The sequence below is a fragment of the Brevibacillus brevis genome, from assembly GCF_001039275.2.
GTDB lineage: Bacteria > Bacillota > Bacilli > Brevibacillales > Brevibacillaceae > Brevibacillus > Brevibacillus brevis_C.
Genome location: NZ_CP030117.1, coordinates 970643 through 992086, shown reverse-complemented (window position 1 = coordinate 992086; position 21444 = coordinate 970643). Strand labels below are relative to the sequence as shown.

Here is a 21444-nt window from a genome sequence, read left to right as displayed (position 1 = left end):
TAGCCGTCATCAAGGTATATAAAACGGGAGGGAAGTAGAGGAGTTCAAACGAACGTGTTTCCGGTTCGTGAATGATTACTTCTTGCTGGCGTCAGTCGTTGTAGACTGTCCAGTGGAACCACTGCTTTCGGTTCCCGCAGCACTAGGTGATCCAGTGCTGGTACCTGCATCAGAATTGGCATCTGTCGCAGGTGCTACCGTAGACGAACCTGTGTCCTTCGATGCATCAGAACTGCCCGTAGAAGCATCCGTTGTAGACTGATCTTGCGAAACCGAGCTATCGGTCGATTGTCCGCTATCAGAAGTGGAGGACCCCGGAGCGGTTTCGCTTGTCGTGCCCTCTGGTTGTGTCGCCGGTTCAGGAGTTCCTGTTGTGTTAGAGCAGGCAACCAAGCTGCCAGACAGGAGTAATGCGACAGTGGCAATGGAGAGCCATTTTTTGTTCATGTTCATTCCCCTTTCATTCCTTGGCTTCGTGACCTTCTCGCTGTCACACCTATATCGTAACGGTTAAAGATAACCATTCTGTAAGGAAAGTAGGAAAAAACGATGATCAAAATATGAAAAAAGTATGACCATGATCATTTTGATCGGATCATGATTTAGTTCTCCGGCTTAATCCTGGGAAGCCATATCGTAAAAGTACTGCCCTTCCCAGGCGTGCTATCCACTCTGCATTTGCCATCATGCAGCTCTACCAGCTCTTTTACAATGGCAAGTCCAAGCCCTGTCCCTTTATTGTTCTTGGAACGTCCCCGATCCACTTTGAAAAAACGTTCCCAGATGCGATCCAGATCATCTGCTGCAATTCCCATCCCTGTATCGATCACTTGAATCTGGACGTATTCCTCTTCCAGCGAAGCGCGCATGCGAATTTCACCCGCAGCCGTAAACTTGAGTGCATTCTTCACCAGATTTTTCAGAATTTGCGCGATCCGGTCCTTGTCGGCATAAATTCGCGGCAGCTCGTCCTCTACCTCTACCTCCAAGCGAAGCCCTTTTTCCTCTGCTTCTGGATGGAAGGAAAAAGCAACCCGATTCATGACATCTGCCACATCGACAGGGAACTTGGCCAGATTTACTTCATTGTTCTCCAGCTTCATCAAGTCCATCAGATCATCCACCAAGCGGTTCACTTGCATCGTTTCGGTGTACATCACAGCGTAATACTTCTGCCGCGCCTCTTCTTCCTCTACCAAGCCGTCTTGCAACGCCTCGAGAAAACCTTGGATCGCGGTGAGAGGCGTACGCAATTCATGGGAGACGTTCGCCAAAAAATCATTGCGCACTTGCTCTAGATGATGACGCTCCTGCTCTACCTTCTCCAGCTTCTGTGCCATCGTATTGATCGTTTGCGCCAAGTCGCTAATCTCATCAGACGTATCGACCTGGACGCGCTCTGCATAATTCCCGCGACCAATTTCAGCCGCTGTTCTCTCAATTGTTCGCAATGGGCGGGAGATTGACCATGACAAATACGAAACCATGATCGTAGAAAGAAGCACCCCAAATAATGTCGCCCACAGAATCGATTCGCGCATTTGACCAAAGGTTTTCTCAATTCCTTCTATCGGCGCATGCAAAATAATTCCGCCATAGACGTTTTCGCCCTCGCCCCACGGGACGGAGACCGACAACATCGGGTCATCCAGACCTTCGATTTGCAGCTCGGTTACCGCGCTTTTTCCGTTCAGCACGTTACCCGCGATGGAAACTGCCACGGACTTGCCCGTAAGCATCTCATCCTTCATCGAAGTCGCGACAATTTTTCCTTCCGTATCAAATAGCCAGATGCGGGTATCAAATGACTCGTCCAGCATCGCCAGCTTGTCCAAGAGCTTTTTGTTTACTTCATTGCTGTTATGAATAGCGGCATTTACTTTTTTGGCCATCCGCAAAAGCTCTTCTTCTTTCGCGTTGTAAATATACTCTTTCGTAAAAAAGGAGAGAACGATCCCTGTAATCCCCAACCCTACCAAAACGGTAGCCAAAAAGCTGACCAGCAGTCTGCGGTAGATACTTTTCGACATGCCTAGCATCAGTTATCCACCCCAAACTTGTAGCCGATCCCCCAAACCGTTTGAATGCATTCATAAGGGAGCTTGTCTAAACGTTGTCTGATCTTTTTAATATGAACATCGATCGTTCGAACATCGCCAAAATAATCAAAGCCCCACACTTGTTCCAGCAATTGCTCTCGTGACCAAACACTTCCCGGCGATTTGACGAGTTGAACAAGCAGATCAAACTCCTTCGGGCGAAAGCTCACTTTTTCCCCGGCAACGATCACTTCCCGTTTATCCAGATCGATCGTTAATTGATCAAAAACAAAAGTCCGAAGCACTGCCTCATCTTCTACTTTTGGCTTTGGCTGTAATCTGCGCATAATCGCACGGATACGTGCAACGATCTCACGTGGACTAAACGGCTTCGTTACGTAATCATCCGCTCCGAGCTCCAATCCGAGTACACGGTCAAACTCCTCATCCTTTGCCGTCAGCATAATAATCGGCGTATCCCACTTCTTGCGGATTTCCCGGCATGCTTCAAAGCCGTCCAACTGCGGCATCATCACATCGAGAATGACCACATCCGGCTGTTCCTTTTCCATCATCTCAAGAGCTTCTCGTCCATCTGTTGCTGCGATGAGCTCGATTTGTTGTTTTTCAAAATAAAGGCGAATAATTTCGCGTACGTTTGGATCGTCATCGGCAACCAAGACTTTCATCGTGGACATAGCCAATAACCTCCCTTCTTTCAAAACGACATAGAATGAAACATGCCGTTCAGACAATTTACGTTTTTCCATGGTAACATAGATCACCCGTGTTGTGGACGGATAGAAGTCCTATCGAGCTGGTAAAAGCAGGACAAAAATTGTTTGCGACAATAAAAAAGCGAGTGGACCTATAGCCCACCCGCTCATATTTTTCACTTCGTTTCTCTTACAATCGGGACACTGCGTGTGAGGCTAGCCCACAGCAACCCTAACAGTGCGCCTACAAAAGCTGGCACCAGCCAACCAATTCCTACTTTGTACAGTGGCAATTGTTCCAAGATTGGCGTCAGCGAGTCGATAGACAATCCAAGCTGGGAAGCACCATCCAACAGACTGATGACAGCCGTTGCCGTGATCGCGCCAACGTATACGGCACGATGTCCATTAAACATCCGATCACAAAACGTCAGCAGCATCAGCACGATCGCCAGCGGATAAATCGCCATTAAGACAGGCACAGAGAACGTAATCAGCTGCGTCAAGCCTACGTTTGCTACCGCAGCACTGAACACGCACAGGATCACAGCCATTTTCTTGTAGGAAATGCTAGGAATACGACTCGAGAAAAATTGACTGCACGCAGTGACGAGCCCAACTGAAGTAGTGAGGCAAGCAAGCGTAACAGCTGCTCCCAGCAAGAGCGAACCTAATGGACCGAACAGTTGGTGCACGACCCCGGTTAAAATTTGTCCACCATTTTCCGATTTCGCAAACGAAACACTCGTCGCGCCCAAATAGCTGAGAGCAAGATAGACAAGTCCAAGACCGGTAGCGGCGAGAATGGCTGCTTTGATCGTGGACCACATCACTTTTTTGCGGTCAATGATGCCTCTAGCCTGAACAGCCGTTGTTACTACCAGACCAAATACCATTGCAGCTAATGCATCCAGCGTCAGATAGCCTTCGACAAAACCCTTGAAGAACGCAGTATCCTGATACGCACCTGTCGGTTGTCCCACTTCACCCAAAGGAGAAATGAGTGATTTGACAAACATCAGACCAATGATGATCAAGAGAGCAGGTGTCAAAATTTTACCAATTCGATCCACCAGCTTGCTCGGGTTCAGACTCAACCAAAACGTGATGGCAAAATAGATGACGGTAGTCACAAAAAGCGGAACCCAACTGTCTTTCATGGATTCAGACAAATATGGCAGCACGCCCATTTCAAAGGTTACTGTACCTGTCCGCGGAATCGCCATGAATGGCCCAATCGACAGATAAACAATAAAGGTGAATACGACTGCAAACAGCGGATGCACTCTTGTTGCCAACGTTTGCAAGTTACCGCCAGCCAAGCCAACCGCGATGATGCCCAGTAAAGGCAGACCTACACCGGTAATCAAAAAGCCGACCATTGCGACCCAAACATTATCTCCTGCAGCTTGTCCCAGTGCAGGCGGGAAAATCATATTCCCTGCTCCAAAGAATAGGGCAAACAGCATCAAACCAATTGTAATTGTTTCTTTCGTAGAAAGTTCTTTCATATGAATCCTCTCAATATTATTTAATAAAATAAAATTTTCATTAGTATAACTTAAAATTTACTCACTATTCAACCTTTAATTTTTTAAAATTATTGAACTTTTGTTAAAAATGAAAGTTTTTACAGGTCAAATACCTCTTTTCTCTTGATCGCCCCCACTGCTTCCCATACGTACAGACAATAGATACTGCGCCATGGAGCCCACTTTTCCCCTAGCTTGCGAATGTCGTTTTCATTTGGCTTCGAGTTCATTCCATAGAGGTGAACAATTCCATTTCGCAAACCGATATCAGCAGCGGGCAACAAGTCTGGACGCCCCATCCCAAACATGAGCAGGCACTCTACCGTCCACCGTCCAATTCCTCGTAGTGAAGTGAGGTAAGTAATGATTTCCTCGTCCTTCATTGTCCATAGTCTTTCCAAATCTACCGTTTCATTCACAATGGCACGGGCAAAATCGATAATATACTCTGCTTTTCGCTGACTAAATTGCAGCGTACGCAAATCCTCCACAGTCAATCTCGCTACCGCATCAGGAGTCGGAAAAGCGATGATGCCCTCGCCGTTTGCGTTTTCTACTGGGTCGCCAGCCAGTGTAACCAGCCTCTCGGTCAAATTGGCTGCAAAGGTCAAATTGATCTGCTGCCCGATAATGGTCTTGACCATGCATTGAAACAAATCGGCATCCAGCATAAGACGAAGACCGCGAAACCGCTCAGTCAGGATGGCAAGTTCCTTTTCCTCCCTCATCTGCTCGTAAATAACGGGTAGATCCAAATCAACACTAAAAGTACGGCGGATCATTTTTTCTAGCAACTGCTGGTCTGTCGTGGACAAAATCGCCTCTGTCTCGTAGCGCAATGCGGGTTCTTCCAAGCTGCCCTCAAATTGCATATGGACCAGAACTGGCCGTAAGCCGATACGAAAGACGCGCTGTAGACTATTTTTTTCTTTATTCACACGTATCTGCGTATCTGGATGTGTCTCAAGACGCCGAAGCAACCGGTCAAAAGAATACGGGGGAGTAAGCGAAATAATCCAACAATTCACAAGACTCTCACCTTTCCAGATAAAATAAAAACCTCCGGAGAATCCTCCGAAGGTGTCAAGTATACTTCGCAAAACTTATTTCGTAAACATCCCTTTGAGAACAAATTTTACGTTTGCCGGACTTTCTGCCAAACGGCGCATGAAATATCCATACCAGTCGTTTCCGTACGGTACATAAACACGCATTTTATAGCCTTCGCGAGCCAAGTCAATTTGGGACTGTGTGCGAATACCATACAACATTTGGAATTCAAACTGTGTGCGCGGGATGTTGTGTTCCTTTTCCAGCTTTTTCACAAAATCAATGATGTTGTCATCATGAGTTGCCACAGCAGCGTACCCACCGTTCAACAGATGCTGCTTGATGATTTTTTTGTAGTTCTCATCTACATCTGGCTTGTTCGGGTAAGCAACTTCAGGAGATTCCTTGTAGGCTCCTTTTACGAGACGGAAGTTCACTTTTTTGTCCTTCAGGCTGTCGATATCGTCCGATGCTTTGTAGAGATACGCCTGAATTACGGTTCCTACGTTGTCGTACTCTTGTAGTAATTCGTTCAAAATCTCCATGGTCACGTGATTGTGTGCGTAGTCCTCCATGTCGATACGAACGAAAATGTTTCCGTTTTTCTTAGCCGAATCCAAAATGCGTCTCATGTTGTTCATGCAGAGCTCACGGCTGATATCCAGACCAAGCGAAGTCATTTTCAACGAAAGATTGCAATCGACACCGGATTGGTGGATCGCTTCCAGCGTTTTGATGCAATAGTCAGCAGACTCGTTTGCTTCCTCTACGCTGAATACGAATTCGCCCAGATGATCCAGCGTGCACACGAGACCTTGCTGGTTCAGCTTGCGTACGGCGTTAATTGCCTCCGCAATGGTTTGACCGGATACAAAGCGACTCGCTCCAAAGCGCAGACCCCACTTTTTCGCGGCAGAATTTAAGGTTTTGTTTTTGGATAAAAATAGAAAGAAATCCTTCATAGCTTGTTCCATCGTTGACTGTCTCCTCCTCAACGTACTCTGTCCACTTCTACTAGCATGAATCGTGCCAACTTATTCTCGTAAGCGCTATCGTGATGTCTATACGACGCATTCAACACATATGTACATTGCGTGTCTATTCTTGTACACTTTTGATTAGATGTACAACAGGAACGATCCCTTTGCCTGTTAGTTTGGATAAGAGGTGACGATTTGAAACCGTTATTTTCGTTGGACAGTACGCTCTCTTCCTTTGCGATTCCGCTTCCACCCGATATTGTCAAAATACGCACAGGTGAAACTGTAGGTGAATGGGTTGATAAAGAACGAAAGGGCAAAGTAGTCATCGTCTCGCCTACAACCACGCTCGAACAATCTATCAGCCACATTCTCGCTGGTACAGGCATTTCTGATCTGCCGGCATTCGTCATCGTGGATGAACAAGGGACTCCGACGGGAATGGTTGAGCCCTACCAGCTCATGACTGCCTTTGTCGTGTTGACCCAAAATCAGTCTGCCCTACTCAGTACCTTGATGGATACGATGAGTGAGGCTGTCACGATTGTGGACTCCCGCAACGTTGTCCAACACTGGAATCGGGCAGCAGAAACGATTTATGAAATCGATCGCGAGCAAGTCGTCGGCACTTCTCTCGATGAGCACTTCGCGAGTGAATCAATCCGCCTGCTCGATGCGCTACGTCAAGGGACATCTGTACAACGTGTCTATCATATTCCTCGTCCTGATAGTCATGTACTCATTAATGCGGCACCGATTCGCCGCGAAGGTGAGATTATCGGCGCGATTTCTATTGAACAGGATATTACCGAATTGGTTCGTCTCAATGAAGAATTAGCACATACGACGGCTCATCTCCACAATTTGCAGCAAGAGATGAGTCGGTTTCAGGCAGCAGACGATCCTTTTTATGCGATCAAAGGGCATTCCGCCTCGATTCAATCCGCTATTGGTTCCGCAAAAAAAGTGGCGCAGACGGATGCGACTGTGCTGATTTACGGAGAAAGCGGCGTTGGGAAAGAGCTGTTTGCCAAAGCGATTCATCAGGCAAGTCGCCGACATGAAAAACCCTTTATTGCGATCAACTGCGGTGCCATTCCTGCTGCTCTGTTCGAAAGTGAGCTATTTGGCTATCAAGGCGGTGCTTTTACCGGAGCTGAGAAAAAAGGCAAGCCTGGCAAGCTGGAGCTGGCGCATGGCGGGACACTTTTCCTCGATGAAATTGGGGAGCTGCCGCTAGAGTTGCAGGTCAAGCTGCTTCGCGCCTTACAGGAACGACAGTTTTACCGCGTAGGCGGAACAGAGCCAATCACCGTCAACACACGGATTGTAGCGGCGACCAACAGACAGCTAGAGCAAATGGTTGCAGACGGGCGTTTTCGCGAGGACTTGTATTATCGGCTGAACGTCTTTTCTCTGGAAATACCGCCGCTGCGCGAACGACGAGAAGATTTGCCAGAGCTCGTGCAAATTTTCATTCATGAGTATTCGGTCGCCCATGACCACTCCGTACCACGCATCTCTCCCGAGGTCATGCAAGCGTTGTTCGAGTACACTTGGCCGGGGAACATCCGACAGCTTCGTAACGTTATCGAACGTCTGTCGATCCTGCAAGAAAACGGCGTTATTTTGCCTGAGCATCTGCCGTCCGTCATACGCAGTCACACCGAACCCACATACGTCTCTGTACTGACACCGACTGGGGGAACGTATGCGCCGCCGACTCCGACACCGGCGACAATTATACGTCCTTCGATTGCGTCCCCTACTCCACCTGCAAACGAAAAAGAGCGCATTCTGGCAGCGTTGGAGCGCACCTACGGCAACAAAAAAGCAGCAGCCGAGCTGCTCGGCGTATCTCGCGGCACCCTTTACAATAAAATGAAGAAGTTCAATATAAACGAGGAGTCTTTCAAATGGGATTGATAACATGGTCCGATGATACGTATCAAATCCATTATGCTGGGGAAACGATTGTCCTTTTGCCAAAGGAATTCGCCTTGTTTCAATTTCTGTACACGTGGAAAAACCGGGCCTTTTCAAGAAGTGACCTGCTGGATCGCGTCTGGCCGCTGGAAGAGCCTACTGACCGTACTGTCGACGATCACATTTACCGTTTGCGGAAAAAACTGCAAAAGTGGTCACATCTGCTCACGATTGATACGGTCCGAGGAGTCGGCTATCGGCTTACGCTAAAAGAGCAGCAATCGCCTAGTCCATCGGCATTAAACAGTGATTTCTCCGAGAACATCCAGAAGATGCTAACCACCTACCACGGCATGGGGATGGGGGCAGCTTTGCAGACACTCTATGCGAATCAGCAAGTTCTTGGCTTCCAGATGGACTCTTTTTATGCTACCTATTTGCGGTTTGTTGCCGGTGACTTCGGCTGGTTTGTCGAGGATAAAACTCCCCCCATTTCCGACAAGCTGTTTTATTTGTTCCATTTATACCATATGACAGAAATTGACTCGCAAAAAACATTAGACATTTTACAATGGGCTCTGAAAAACGCGAAAAGTATGCCTAAAAATTATCAGGATGAGATGCAAATCACCGCAATCAGTGTCTACGCCCAAGCCAAAGAATGGGAGCAAGCAAAAAAACAAATGCTTCCTGCCAGAGAGATTGTTGAGCGAGTCAATTCACCCGGCTTTCAACTCTTTTTTCAAGCGGAAGAAGCCCTCTTGTATCTGCTCATGGGTGAAGTTGACGAGGCTGAGAAAGTCATTCAACACTCTGAGGTGATCTTGCAAGAACTCCCTATGCAGCGTGAGCTCGGCAGCTTTACCATTACACGCGGTCTTTGTCTGTACCATCGACAGGAGCTTGCCAAGGCGCGCCGTTTGGTCGATGAAGGTCTGGAGGTCTTACGAAGCACCAAGTTCGTCCCCCATCTCATTTATGGCACACAAATGATCTTGTTGTTCTTGAAAGACTTCGGCTACGATCCAGAATGGGAGCGCAAATACCAGAAAATGTGGGCGAAATTATCCGAAGAGTACCAGTTCGACTACTTGCAGAAAAAGATTCTTGCCCTCATCTCATCAACTATCTGATATTCCTCTGACAAATCCCTTTTATCATCGAGGTAACAGATCGATGGAGGGATTTTTTTGTTAAAAGAAAATAGAACGTTTCGCACGCTGTTCATCTCTTACGGACTGTCTACGCTCGGCGATTGGTTTGATTTTATTGCGGTATCCATCCTGTTGGGGTTTGTGTGGAAGGTTGATCCGATGACGATGGCTCTCCTGCCCGTTGCCTATGCGGCTCCAAGCATCTTGCTCGGGCAGTTTGCCGGGGTGCTGGCAGACCGTGTGAATAAGGTACGTATGATCATGACGATGAATATCATTCAGGCTGCTCTCACTTTACTCCTGCTTGCCATGCCTACTCCGTTCTGGTTCTTGGTGGTCATTGCCCTGCGTTCAGGTGCCTCTGTCTTCAATGATCCAGCGCAACAGACCTTGACGCGCCAAATCGTACCTGAGAATCAATTGTTACAAGCCTCTGCCTTGAATGGAGCCGTATACCAGATGGGGAAATTGATCGGCCCACTTGCCGGAGGATTGGTAGCGGCCGTTTTTGCCCCTGCCATTTGTCTGATGATTAATGCTTCGACATTCCTTCTCTCTACTGGATTTCTGTTCATGATTCGTAAAGTGGAGCATACGTTGTCCCGTACATCCGTAGAAGAGCAGCCTCTTCCTTACCGTCAAGCATGGCAAGAGGGCTGGCGCATCTTTTTACAAAACCGTGTCCTGCTGCTCACCACGATCTTCGCAACCGTTACCTCGTTGGCGATTCAGTTGGCGGATACACAGTTTCCCGTGATCTTCCGTGAGAAACTACCCGACAATCCGGAAATGCTCGGGTTTACAGTTAGTGTCATTGGACTAGGCGCACTAGCCACCGTCACCTGGCTACATCGCTTAAAAGAGATTCGTTCCTACGGTTGGGTGCTGGGCGGTGGTGTTTTGCTCATTGGAATTAGTTTTTCGTGGATTGGATTGTTCCAGCCGGGTGATGGCATGTATTGGCTGCTGATTCCCGCTCTATTGGCTGGAGTCGGAACAGGTCTGACATCGGTCGGTGCCAATTATCTGATACAAAAAGAAAGCCCCCCGCAAGCACTGGGCCGCGTGAGGGGAATTATCGATTCATTGACGAGCGCCACTTTCATTATTGCTCCGTTGCTCGGTGGCGTCATTATGACCATCTGGGGTCCAAACACTGCTTTTTTATGGGTCGGAATGTTAATCGCTTCGATTGGCGCAGGCGCTGTCCTCTTACAACGATGGATTTGGGGGAAACCAACACAAGACGTGGCTATTGCTTCCGCTACGACTGGATCGGAACGAGTCGGATAATTTTATCGTCCCCTTCTCTCGGATTTCCACGACCATCGCGGTTGTTGGTTAACAAATAGAGTGAACCGTCTTTTCCTTCGATCACATCGCGCAATCGTCCGAACTCGTCTTGGAACAAAGCACCAGCCTCCAATACTGTATCCGGTCGAGTAGCGTCTAAGCTAATTTTCTGAAGCTGCTTGCCCCTGAGGTTCGCTACGAGCAGTTGTCCTTTCCACGGCCCTTTGGATACAAACGTCATGCCAGAAGGAGCCCATGTCGTATCACCGCTTTGCAGGAGGGGGGTTTTCATCCCCTCTTTTTGCTGTTCACCAGAAATGACCGGCCAGCCGTAATTGGCCCCCGGCTCGATCCGATTGATCTCATCATGTGCAGTCTGGCCGTGCTCCGAGCTATAGAGTCTCCCTGTATCCGGATACCATGCGATGCCTTGCGAATTGCGATGTCCATAGCTGTATACAGGTGAGCCGGAAAAAGGATTGTCGGCAGGAATGGTTCCATCCAGATTGATGCGCAAAATTTTTCCGGCGAGACTTGCCCGATCTTGTGCAAGCTTCGGCTCGTGCGCATCGCCTGTCGTAATATAGAGACGCTGATCCGGACCGATTTTGATTCGCCCTCCGTTGTGGATCGAGCTTCCCGGGATTTTGTCGAGGAGTACCTTGTCAATCTGTGCTGAGTTGTTTGCTTCTCGTAGTCGCAGGACACGATTGAAAGTAGCCAGTCCCTCTTTGTAAGTATGGTAAATGTACAAGTAGTGGTTATTCGCAAAATCAGGATCGAGCACAAGGCCCAACAGCCCGCCTTCTCCCTCGCTTATAAACGGGGCAGGGAATGAGATGAGCGGCTCCGGCAGCAGCTTGCCTGACTGGATCACACGTATTCTGCCAGGCCGTTCTGTGAAAAAGAAGCGACCGTCCGAGGCTATATCCATCGCCCACGGCACATCTAATTGATCAGCCAATACCTCCATCCGATAGGGAAGAGACTGTTGAGCTGGCTGCGATTCTGTTGCAGGATTCGCCTCGCAGGCCACAACCGGTATACTCAGGATCAAGGTAAGCACACAAAGCATCCATTTTTTCCACATCTCACGTTTTCCTCCCTGCGTGATTTGTTCAGTAGGAACCAGGAAGCATTTTAGACAAATCTTCGCTAGTACACGCTTATGTCCTCTTTTCGCTTCGCAAAAATCTGCTTGGCCCTCCAGCAGTTGTGCCGGGGCCGAAGCCCGGTGACATGTTTTCCAGTCGCCTGTATCCTCTCTACGTTCGGGCGGTCTCCTTCCAAACATATCACCGTGCTTCCACAGCTAAGGTCGTCGTCCTGTTTTTAGATCTTTTTGCTTGGTTTGCCAAGAAGTCTTTTCCGTTTTTTCTGTAGCCGCGTAGGAAGAAGCGGATTTTCAGTCCAAGCGCCTCTGGAGCCCTACTCAGCGAAGGAATGTATGTCGGGGGTTTTCAGCCTCAACCTCTGAAAATTCATCCTCGAACCTCTACTTTTGAGGCGCTCCCGACATTCATTCCGTAGCGGACAGCCCCCGCCTCCGGCAGGGCGTAGGCCGAAGCGTAGACTGGAAATCCGCTTCTTCCCCTCACTACACCCCCTAAAAAAAAAAAAAAATTGGTCCCCATTGAACCAATTCACGAAAAAGACCTACTCGATTTTCACTTGTCTTCGTTCCTCGATTTGCCGATGCAAAATGTACTTTCGCAGATTGTGAAAATGACGAGCATTGATTCCTTTGATCGTACAGCCGTAAAAATAGTTCGGACCCTCTATTCGCTCATGAATGATAACCAGGTCAGTTTTCACTACCCCATCCGGGCGATTGCGACCATACAATTCAAAAGAAAAGACAATTTGCTGATCCGCAGGAATCTGTTTGTCTGAGCGGAATGCCAAGCCTCCCAGGCTCAAATTCACCAAGTACACCATTTGGCTATAAACGGAAAAAAATGAGTCTGGCTCCTGCGTCGGATACTGGATCCACCCCTTAACTTCCATGTCGAAACGGGGATAGCGTCTGCGCTGTTCCCGAAACTCAGTAGCTGTTGGAGAGTGGAACAAAAACAAGCGATTTTTGTCTTTAGCCACGACTACGGCTTCAAACGTATTAATCGTTTCATAATCAGCCGTCAATAGACAAGGGATCTGATCCCCCACCGTGACATCCAATGGGCTGGGAAATAAGGCTTCGATCAAGTCCCCTTCTTCATAGGTAACATGACCTTCTATCACTCGATTCCCTTTTCTAATTTGTATTATGCTTTCCATCTGCGTTCTCCACCACTTCGCACAAATATATTACCGGGATTTCCGAAATCTTTACCTGGATGCTTTTCGCGGAAAATAAGGTATAATGGGAACATTGACAGATAGGAGGTTACAGACCGATGAATCGTTATCAATTGGTAACACTGGCTTTGGCATTTTTGGTAACCGCCTGTCTCATCGGAGTTGGCATTGCCATTGGGGAAAAAAGCCCCCTCGGTATCCTTGGCTGTATCGTTGTTGCCTTCTCGTTGATGGGATTTGGCTTTTCGTACAAGCGCAAGCATATGCGCTAACCTCTTCTCCGTTATCGCCGTACAAGTAAACTGTTCACATAAAACAGGACAGAGGGCAAGCCCTTTGCCTGCTTCAGCAGTTGTCTAGCGATAGTATAAATGTGTGGCTGGCTCCGATTTACCTTGCGATCCGCGAGATAAAACGCGACTAGCCCGTCCACGATCATACGGTGAAATGCAGGATTTGGCAAGCGTTTAACGCTTGCCTTTGCTTGTTCTATAAAAAGCTTCAAGCGCTCAGTCGCTATCCGTTCCGAATCGTAATAGCTCACGAAGTTTAAATCTCCACCTACTTTATCTTCTTCCAGGTCAATTAAATAGTCTAATAAAATATGTAACCCGCACAGCCACGGAAAGTAAGCTTCACTTACGTTTTGAATTTGCTCTTCCCCTACATCTGGATCAGTCGCCAAGCAAAAAAGCGCGAATATCCCGATAGTCGAGCCTGTGACAGCCGCAAATTCTTGCCAGTGCAACTCGTGATAGCGTTCTTTGTACTGATCCCACCACGTCAACAAGTGATCCTCGCGTAAATGGGGAGCAATGTGCTTGTATACTTGCAAATCGCTATACAAACAAGAAAACTCGAGTATCTTTGCCTGGATTTTTTCATAGGCTGGCAATTGTGCGACATGCTGTTGACAGGTCTGAACCAACCCAACCAAAAAGCCGCCGTCATCCTTATCTTCGCGGTACAAATAATAGTCTCGCAAGGGCGCGCCTGGTGTCAGTGCATCCTGCATCGACACGTGAAGCTGACGGAAGTCTTGCGGATCTAGTGACGTGCTGCGATCACACAGATTATCCAAGTAGTCACTGATTGTTTGGTAGGCGACAATCAGCGGAACAATTGTCTCCACATACGGGATGACTTGTGCTGCATAAACGCATCCCCCTTGGCAGTGAAACTTTTTGGAGTTCATGCTGTCTTGTGCCTGTTTTCTCAGCTCGGGATTGGGAATCGCCTGTGCTCTTTTGTACCAGGCCGCAAACTCTCGCTCCAGAACAGGTTGCACATGACGATAGACTCGGTAAAGTAGCTGCCATGGATTACGTAGTTCGCTCACTTATTTCCCTCCCAAAACAAATGTAAAACGGAGGCATTCCAAAGCTTTTACCAGCTTACATCGAAGCCCTCGCTCATGACCAATAGAATTATCTTATCACATTTGGATGCCCACTCCAAAAGTCAGCCCTGAAATACACCAATTCGCCTTTTTGACTCCATATAGAGTACAAAAATAAACTTTTTGGTATTGATACGAGTAGAAGAGATCGTCATTTCCATCTGATTCTCCAGCTCCAGCATGCGTTTTCGCACCTCAGTAAAATCGAAGAATGTGGTCGCATAGCTCTCGAATTTGGGATTACTGTAATCAGTCAGCCCAAGGGAAGCCAGATGCGTTAATGCCTGATAGATCGCTCTGCGAACCCGCTGCTCAGCTGCCTTTGTTTCCTTTTGAATCAGGACAGTCCCTCCCTTCCCCAGCTTGCGGGCTGCAATCGCCCAAAAAATATCGCGTAAAGGTGGGAGATTCACCTCCCCATCCCTTTCCTTCTCCCAGCGGTACAGCCACTCCATCATGTCGAGTAAATCTTTGCTGCCTTTTTCGCTGATCATCCCCAGTTCCGTTAAGAGAAACCGTGCGGAAGACAAGATGCCCTTTTCAGGATACGATGCTTCTTTGGAAAGTGCAGGCGTCACGTTCATACTGCCGGACAGAACGGAAAGCGACCGCTGAATACCCTCGATGGATTGCTGGAGCAATATGCGTTCCCGTACCTTTTGTAGAACACTGATGACCTCCAGTCGATTCACCGGTTTGGTCACGTAGTATTCAATCCCAGTCGCATACGCCTCAGCGATCATCTCCTTCGTTTCGATTTGCGAGATCATGACAATTTTGCCTGTAAAACGCCTCAACTGGCGCACTGTTTCAATGCCATCTCGATTCGGCATCAAAAGATCAATCAACAAGATGTCTACTTGCTTCCAATTCAAGAAATCGTGGTCAATTTGTGAGCCATCCTCTGCTTCCCCACATACCTCTCCCAAATCAGCATCCTCAATCATTTGACCGAGCATGAATCGAATTCCAGGATCGTCGTCCACAATGAAGTAGCGCATGAGGTCACCCTTTCTGAATCAGAGTTGCGATTGGCAGGCGAATACAAAACTGTGTTGTTTGTCCGCATAAGTCCTCGGATAAATCAATCATTCCTTGGAGACTGGCTGTCACTTCCTTGACGTAGGATAGCCCAATTCCCGTGGATGGCCTGCCTGATACGTCGTATTTGGTAGTAAATCCAGGCATGAACAAGAGCTCCTTGTCCTTCACCACAATGCCTGGCCCATCATCGGTTACAACAAAATGAATCCACTCCCGACTCTCGTCAATCGAAGCCACGATCGATACCATCCCCCGGTCGCGGATGGCTTCGACACTGTTGCCGACCAGATTGTTGATGAGTGAGAGTGTCGTGTAAATGTGGCAAGCGAGATACGGCACCTCCACATTCGTTTCAAACTGAATGTCCTTCTCCAACAGCTTCGCGTACTTTCGTTGCCCCTGAACAATGATGGCTATTAATTCGCCCAGTGGCATATAGTCACGTTCTTTCTCGTCAGAAATCAGCTTGGAGAGGCCTGCATATATGCGTTGATTGTCCTTTTTCACTTCATGCACTTGCCCAGCAAGGGACAGCAGTCGCTTCGCGTATCGCTTGTTCGTCGTCCCATCCTTGTGTTCCACCTCGTTCATCTCGCGATACAGCTCATAGCAGTCGCGCGTGATTTCCTCAACCTGATGCAATGTCTTTTTTAGAAGAACTGCTTCCTCGTACAAATTGGAGATGAGCATCAACATCTGCTCGTTTCGATTGCGCTGTTGCTTTTCCATCCATTTCGCCTGACGCAGCTGAATCATATTGAAAAAACTAAGAACAAAAAAACTGCGTATTAATGCAATGACAGCAATCGGCCCTACGACCTCCAGCCTTAAGACTCCCTCCAAGGACACAGCACGAAAGGACAGCTCTACCAAATTGGCTGCTATTTCTGCGCCTGTCCCCAACAATCCCACCCAAAGCGGTCGATGATGTAGTGTATTAACGCGAAAGAGCGAGAATAGACAAGCAAAGGTAGCGTAATAGCAAAATGCGGGGAAGTGCATCTGAAGAGATGACAGAAATGAAAAGACATCGCCACACAAAAAATCCAAGACTATTCTAAATAGAACAACAATTATTCCTGTTACTATCCCTGCCACTAAAGAAGGACGCAGCCACAATAAAAAAAAGAAAAAAGCCGTTGTACCAAAGCTAATGCGAAAATCATCTTGAAACGGATGAAATTTGAGCTCCCCGGCAATCGGGACAGCAATGAGCATAAGCAGCAGGATCGAAATGGTCTCTCTCATAAAATGTAGCCCGCACTTCCTCCTATGAAATTGTTCAAAAAATCGTTAACGTTTATTTCTTAGTTTACTATATTTTTCTATAGATTTTTGTAGTTTTTTATAGACCTCCCCTTACAATGCCAAAGAAAGCAATATAAACAGAACATTTAGACTGGGGGGAATTATCTTGAATAAGCGTCATTTTCTTCTCTCGCTCACACTGCTTCTGTCCATGTCGCTCATGACGGCATGTGGTGGCGGCAACTCGACACAAGGAGGTACAGGTGGAGGAAGCGCCGATCCTTCCCAACTAATCATTGCAACAGGCGGTACAGGCGGCACTTATTTCCCACTCGGTGGTGGCATGGCTGACCATATCACGAAAAATGCTGGCATCACTGCTACTGCTCAAGCCACAGGCGCTTCAGCAGAAAATATTCGCCTCATTCGTGATAAAAAGGCGGACATTGCCTTCACGCAAAACGACATTGCCGAGTATGCGTCTAAGGGAACGAACATGTTCCAGCAAGACGGTAAAATTGATTCCTTCCAAGCACTGGGCGCTCTCTACGATGAGACCATCCAAATCGTCGTCTCTGCTGACAGCAATATAAAAAGCGTTGCCGATTTGAAAGACAAGCGCGTATCCGTAGGCGCTCCGGGAAGCGGCACAGAAGTGAACGCTCAGCAAATTTTGGAAGCATACGGTATGACCTTTGAAGATACCAAGCTCCAGCGTCTCTCCTTTGCTGACTCTGCCAAAGCCATTCAGGACGGTCAATTGGATGCTGCCTTCCAAACTGCCGGTACACCTACCGCAGCAATCACGGAGCTGGCAGCGACAACTGGCGTAAAAATCATTCCAATTGACGCGGACAAAATCGATGCAATCATCGCCAAATACCCTTACTACGTAAAGACAACAGTCCCTGCCAATACATACCAAACCGTTCCAGAAGAAGTGACAACCGTCTCCGTCAAATCGATGCTCTTGATTCGCTCCGATCTCAGTGAAGACCTCGTGTACAAAGTAACAAAGGCGATCTTTGAGAACAGCGACAAGCTCGGTCACGCCAAAGCCAAGGAAATCAAACTGGAGAACGTGAAGAACGGCGTCAGCATCCCTGTTCACCCAGGTGCCCAAAAGTACTTCGACGAAAAAGGCGTGAAGTAAAGCCAGATGGTTTTTATCCAGGCAGTAACAAAGGGAAGAGGGCGGACGTTGTTCCGCCTTTTCTCCTTCTTTCTTCTCGTCATTGTCATTTATGTGGGCATCTCCACTCCGCTGATTCACGCTCTGGTTATCCGGGATACACGGTCGAATCAGGTGGTTTGGAGTGCCAATATCCAGGATGAAGCATCCTTTGGCATCCGCTGGACTCATTCTATTCATCTCTCCACAATCGAGGAGCAATACCGGATTGTAGACGGTCAAATTATTTTATCGGAGATGAGCTTTCACGACTATGGTATCGGCATGGAAAATGAATTGGCTCCCGGCGAGGAGCTGGTTCTGGCCGATGGACGATTCCACATTCGCAATATGCAGCGCTCTTTTCCTGCCATACGGCTTTTTATCGGGCAAGTACGGGCTAATCATACGTTGCTTTTCGCTGGACAGGATATTCCGTTGAGCTTGATCGACAAGCCGGGAGAAGCCATTACGATTCAGGCAGAAAAGCGATCCATTCTGAGCGAGTTAGGAGGTTACTAGATGAGCACAACATCAAATATGAACCAGCAAGAAATGGATAAGCTGATCGCGCAATACGACAAGGAATCAGCCACACGCCAGCTCGCGGGTCCCATGAAGTGGATCTCTTTTGGTCTACTTGTCCTCTTCTCCCTGTACCAGTTATCCAGCACGCTTTTCTTCACGCTTCCTCCCCAGATTCATCGTCCGATCCACTTGGCCTTCGGACTGGTACTTGTCTATTTGTTGTATGCAGGGACATCCAAAGGCAACAAGAACAAAATCGGAATCGTGAACATGGTTCTCGCCCTGTTAGGCGTCTTCGTGTCACTGTATTGGGTCATTGACTACGAAGGACTTGTGACCCGAACAGGCAACTATACGACGATGGATATGGTGGTCGGCGGTATTGCTGTCGTGCTTGTCCTTGAGGCTGCACGACGAGTCGTCGGAATTCCAATCGCTCTAATCGCCACCATTTTTCTTTTATACACCTACTTCGGACCTTACATGCCAGGCTTTTTGGAGCATCGCGGCAGTGATGTCGAGCGGATTATTGGGCACAGCTACTACACACTAGAGGGTATTCTCGGTACGCCGCTCGCCGTTTCCTCTACCTTCATCTTTTTGTTTGTGCTGTTCGGGGCGTTTCTCGAAAAAACAGGGGTCGGTGAGTATTTTAACGATTTGTCGCTGGTCATTGCAGGCAGACGAATCGGCGGTCCTGCGAAGGTGGCCGTTTTTTCCAGCGCCCTGCAAGGGACGATTAGCGGCAGTTCTGTTGCCAATGTGGTTACCTCCGGTGCCTTTACCATCCCGATGATGAAACGGCTCGGCTATCGTTCCGAATTTGCCGCGGCGGTGGAAGCCTCGTCCTCTACTGGTGGACAAATTATGCCACCTGTCATGGGGGCTGCTGCCTTTTTGATGGCGGAGTTCATCGGCGTTCCTTACTTGGAAATCGCCAAATCAGCGATTCTTCCAGCGATTTTATTTTTCGTCGGCATCTGGATTATGACGCACTTCGAAGCAAAACGACTCGGGTTGCGCGGACTCTCGAAGGAAGAACTGCCGAACAAAAAAGAAGTTTTGAAAAAAATGTACTTGCTCCTCCCCATCGTGATCATTATTACAGCCTTGATGATGAACATATCAGCCGAGCGCGCCGCAATTATCGGTATCGTCTCCACAATCATCGTAGGAGCCTTCCGCAAAGAAACCCGCATGTCTATTGCTGATATTTTAGAAGCGCTTGCCTCAGGTGCCAGAATGGCTCTCGGCGTCGTCGCTGCAACAGCGTGTGCCGGAATCATTGTCGGTACGATTACGTTGACAGGGATTGGGTTGAAGCTGGCAAATGGTCTGATTGATCTGGCTGGCGGCCAGCTTTTGCTTACGTTGTTCTTTACCATGATCGCATCGCTCATTTTGGGAATGGGAACGCCAACAACGGCGAACTACATTATCACTTCGACCATCGCAGCTCCAGCGCTCATTCAATTGGGCGTTCCTCCTATCGCGGCGCACATGTTTACGTTCTACTTCGGCATTGTCGCAGACATCACGCCGCCGGTTGCGCTTGCTGCCTTTGCCGCATCAGGCATTGCCAAGTCAAAGCCAATCCGGACAGGCGTAGAATCAACACGGCTATCAATCGCGGCTTTTATGGCTCCCTATATTTTCGTTATCTCACCAGCCTTGCTGCTGATTAATACTACCTTGCTGGAATCGATTTGGGTTATGCTGACTTCAACGCTTGGGATGATCGGGGTGGGAGCAGGGTTAATCGGCTACTGGATGTCCAAGCTAAACGTCTTGGAGCGTATCCTCGCGGTTGCAGGTGGTGTTCTCGCGGTCATTCCTGGAATCGAAACGGATATTGCTGGTATTATTTTACTAGGGCTCGTTTTTTCGTTGTCGTATTACAAAGCCCGCAAACAAAAACAATCTGTGCAAACAACACTGTGAAACATAACAAAAAGCCCTCCTTTGCGCATGTTCATGCAAAGAAGGGCTTTCCCTGTTTATTCGTCTTTGTCGGTTCGAATGATTTTGGTCCAGCCGTCTACTTGCTCCACGCGGCGTTCCTTCATTAGCTTGCCGAGTGCCCGCTTGAAGCTGGACTTGCTCATTTGGAATTTTTCTCGGATGACATCCGCTTCTGTCGAATCGGTATAAGGCATCGCCCCGTCACGATTGATCAAATAGCGCAGCAGCTTGTCCGCATCTTCGCCATACTGCACTTCCTTGCGCTCTTTCATGGAACCGTTCAGACGGCCATCCTCACGTACAAAACTGATACGGCAGCGCACCGTTTGTCCGAGGCGCAGTCGCCCTACCATTTCATCACGATGAATGAAAAGGATATGCTCGTCCTCCGTCAACAGGAACGCACCTGCTTGAATCACTTTGTAGACCGTACCTTCGACAGACTTGTTTTTCATACTCTGATCTGCCATTGCTGCGATCTTGACGATTTCGTTTTCAGTGACCGGCTTTGCCAAGAGTCTGCCGAGCTTGTCTTGCTTCAGCGCTACCAGCATTTGATCCTTGGGACGCGGCCATTCATCACTATGCTTGGGCAGGTCATCGATAAACAAGAGCAGATCCTTGTTAATACCGTTGTCCAGGAATACACCCATGCGCGGAGAAATGTCCACTACTTCCAGCCAGCCGTATTCACCCATGCCGACATGAGGCATGTCCATGGTCGCAGCCAGTCGGTTTTCGTGATCATGGTACAAAAACACTTCGACCTCATCATCGATATGTAAACGCTCATGCGCTTCATTGGCATGGAGAAACACTTCATCTTTGCCATCGCTTAAAAAATAGCCGATTTCCGTTTTTCGCGCTACCGTCATGGTAAGCGTCATCCCTGCCGCCAAATTGTCGTTCTGAATGATTTGGGGCTCACGCTTTTCACGCATTTGTCTTTTGTACATATGTATTTTTTCCTCGCTCTCTACCATTGTGCACACTAACTATACCCATCTCCCGCAAGAAAATACCACAACTTTTTTCTAACAAAATAACGATGCCCAACGAAATAGGCAAGTCTTCCATTCACGGACATACATATGACAGTAAGAC

At 48.1% G+C, this 21444-nt stretch carries 19 protein-coding genes; 7 read left to right on the top strand and 12 right to left on the bottom strand.

Translation table 11 applies throughout. The annotated features are described in order from the left end of the window. Nucleotides 1-75: 75 nt before the first annotated feature. The 6 genes from AB432_RS05170 to AB432_RS05145 all read right to left on the bottom strand — a co-directional run bounded on the left by AB432_RS05170 (nt 76) and on the right by AB432_RS05145 (nt 6311). Nucleotides 76-447, bottom strand: a complete 372-nt coding sequence (locus AB432_RS05170; protein ID WP_048031342.1) for a hypothetical protein — start codon at nt 445-447, stop codon at nt 76-78. A gap of 155 nt (nt 448-602) precedes the next feature. After that, on the bottom strand, nt 603-2039 hold the full coding sequence (locus tag AB432_RS05165) for a sensor histidine kinase (protein WP_048031341.1): 1437 nt from the start codon (nt 2037-2039) through the stop codon (nt 603-605). Further along, nucleotides 2039-2737 (bottom strand): response regulator transcription factor, encoded by a 699-nt coding sequence (locus AB432_RS05160; protein WP_048031340.1) that lies wholly within the window; start codon nt 2735-2737, stop codon nt 2039-2041. Before AB432_RS05160 ends, AB432_RS05165 begins: the two co-directional genes overlap by 1 nt. A 194-nt stretch (nt 2738-2931) precedes the next feature. Beyond that, a complete protein-coding gene (brnQ, locus tag AB432_RS05155) occupies nt 2932-4266 on the bottom strand; it encodes a branched-chain amino acid transport system II carrier protein (protein ID WP_048031339.1) in 1335 nt (444 codons plus the stop codon). Nucleotides 4267-4385: 119 nt separating this feature from the next. Continuing rightward, on the bottom strand, nt 4386-5315 hold the full coding sequence (locus AB432_RS05150) for a DNA-3-methyladenine glycosylase family protein (RefSeq protein WP_048031338.1): 930 nt from the start codon (nt 5313-5315) through the stop codon (nt 4386-4388). 75 nt (nt 5316-5390) lie between these two features. Next, nucleotides 5391-6311, bottom strand: coding sequence for a proline dehydrogenase family protein (locus AB432_RS05145; RefSeq protein WP_048031337.1), 921 nt, complete (start codon nt 6309-6311; stop codon nt 5391-5393). A gap of 201 nt (nt 6312-6512) precedes the next feature. Between AB432_RS05145 and AB432_RS05140 the strand changes: the two genes are divergently transcribed. Genes AB432_RS05140 through AB432_RS05130 form a run of 3 tightly spaced genes read left to right on the top strand, consistent with a single transcriptional unit; the run spans nt 6513 to nt 10690 of the window. Beyond that, nucleotides 6513-8243, top strand: a complete 1731-nt coding sequence (locus AB432_RS05140; protein WP_048031336.1) for a sigma-54 interaction domain-containing protein — start codon at nt 6513-6515, stop codon at nt 8241-8243. Continuing rightward, nucleotides 8234-9376, top strand: a complete 1143-nt coding sequence (locus AB432_RS05135; protein ID WP_048031335.1) for a winged helix-turn-helix domain-containing protein — start codon at nt 8234-8236, stop codon at nt 9374-9376. The genes AB432_RS05140 and AB432_RS05135 overlap by 10 nt, the downstream gene beginning before the upstream one ends. Nucleotides 9377-9433: 57 nt before the next feature. After that, nucleotides 9434-10690, top strand: coding sequence for an MFS transporter (locus tag AB432_RS05130; RefSeq protein ID WP_048031334.1), 1257 nt, complete (start codon nt 9434-9436; stop codon nt 10688-10690). Here the strand turns inward: AB432_RS05130 and AB432_RS05125 are convergent. Together AB432_RS05125 and AB432_RS05120 are read right to left on the bottom strand one after the other, a co-directional pair. Continuing rightward, nucleotides 10662-11780 carry a PQQ-dependent sugar dehydrogenase gene (locus tag AB432_RS05125; RefSeq protein WP_082196034.1) on the bottom strand — a complete coding sequence of 373 codons (1119 nt, stop codon included), beginning with the start codon at nt 11778-11780 and terminating at the stop codon, nt 10662-10664. The genes AB432_RS05130 and AB432_RS05125 overlap by 29 nt on opposite strands. A 566-nt stretch (nt 11781-12346) precedes the next feature. Continuing rightward, complete coding sequence (locus AB432_RS05120; protein WP_048031333.1) at nt 12347-12967, bottom strand: PilZ domain-containing protein; 621 nt, start codon at nt 12965-12967, stop codon at nt 12347-12349. A gap of 119 nt (nt 12968-13086) precedes the next feature. On the opposite strand from AB432_RS05120, the gene AB432_RS30455 reads away from it, so the two are divergent. Next, nucleotides 13087-13260, top strand: a complete 174-nt coding sequence (locus AB432_RS30455) for a YlaF family protein (RefSeq protein ID WP_007722723.1) — start codon at nt 13087-13089, stop codon at nt 13258-13260. An 11-nt stretch (nt 13261-13271) separates the two neighbouring features. On the opposite strand, the gene AB432_RS05115 is transcribed toward AB432_RS30455, so the two are convergent. The 3 genes from AB432_RS05115 to AB432_RS05105 form a co-directional block, all read right to left on the bottom strand. Beyond that, nucleotides 13272-14327 carry a tetraprenyl-beta-curcumene synthase family protein gene (locus tag AB432_RS05115; RefSeq protein WP_048031332.1) on the bottom strand — a complete coding sequence of 352 codons (1056 nt, stop codon included), beginning with the start codon at nt 14325-14327 and terminating at the stop codon, nt 13272-13274. A 122-nt stretch (nt 14328-14449) separates the two neighbouring features. Further along, entirely contained in the window at nt 14450-15388 is a 939-nt protein-coding gene (locus AB432_RS05110) for a response regulator (protein ID WP_048031331.1), read from the bottom strand. Nucleotides 15389-15392: 4 nt separating this feature from the next. Then, entirely contained in the window at nt 15393-16679 is a 1287-nt protein-coding gene (locus AB432_RS05105) for a sensor histidine kinase (RefSeq protein ID WP_048031330.1), read from the bottom strand. Nucleotides 16680-16845: 166 nt separating this feature from the next. On the opposite strand from AB432_RS05105, the gene AB432_RS05100 reads away from it, so the two are divergent. The 3 genes from AB432_RS05100 to AB432_RS05090 are packed head-to-tail and all read left to right on the top strand — an operon-like array spanning nt 16846 to nt 20319. Next, nucleotides 16846-17832: a TAXI family TRAP transporter solute-binding subunit gene (locus AB432_RS05100; protein WP_048031329.1), complete on the top strand. Its 987-nt coding sequence runs from the start codon at nt 16846-16848 to the stop codon at nt 17830-17832. A 6-nt stretch (nt 17833-17838) separates the two neighbouring features. Further along, on the top strand, nt 17839-18372 hold the full coding sequence (locus AB432_RS05095) for a DUF1850 domain-containing protein (RefSeq protein ID WP_048031328.1): 534 nt from the start codon (nt 17839-17841) through the stop codon (nt 18370-18372). After that, nucleotides 18373-20319, top strand: a complete 1947-nt coding sequence (locus tag AB432_RS05090) for a TRAP transporter permease (RefSeq protein WP_048031327.1) — start codon at nt 18373-18375, stop codon at nt 20317-20319. 56 nt (nt 20320-20375) lie between these two features. On the opposite strand, the gene AB432_RS05085 is transcribed toward AB432_RS05090, so the two are convergent. Further along, nucleotides 20376-21296, bottom strand: coding sequence for a CvfB family protein (locus AB432_RS05085; RefSeq protein ID WP_048031326.1), 921 nt, complete (start codon nt 21294-21296; stop codon nt 20376-20378). Nucleotides 21297-21444 lie beyond the last annotated feature (148 nt).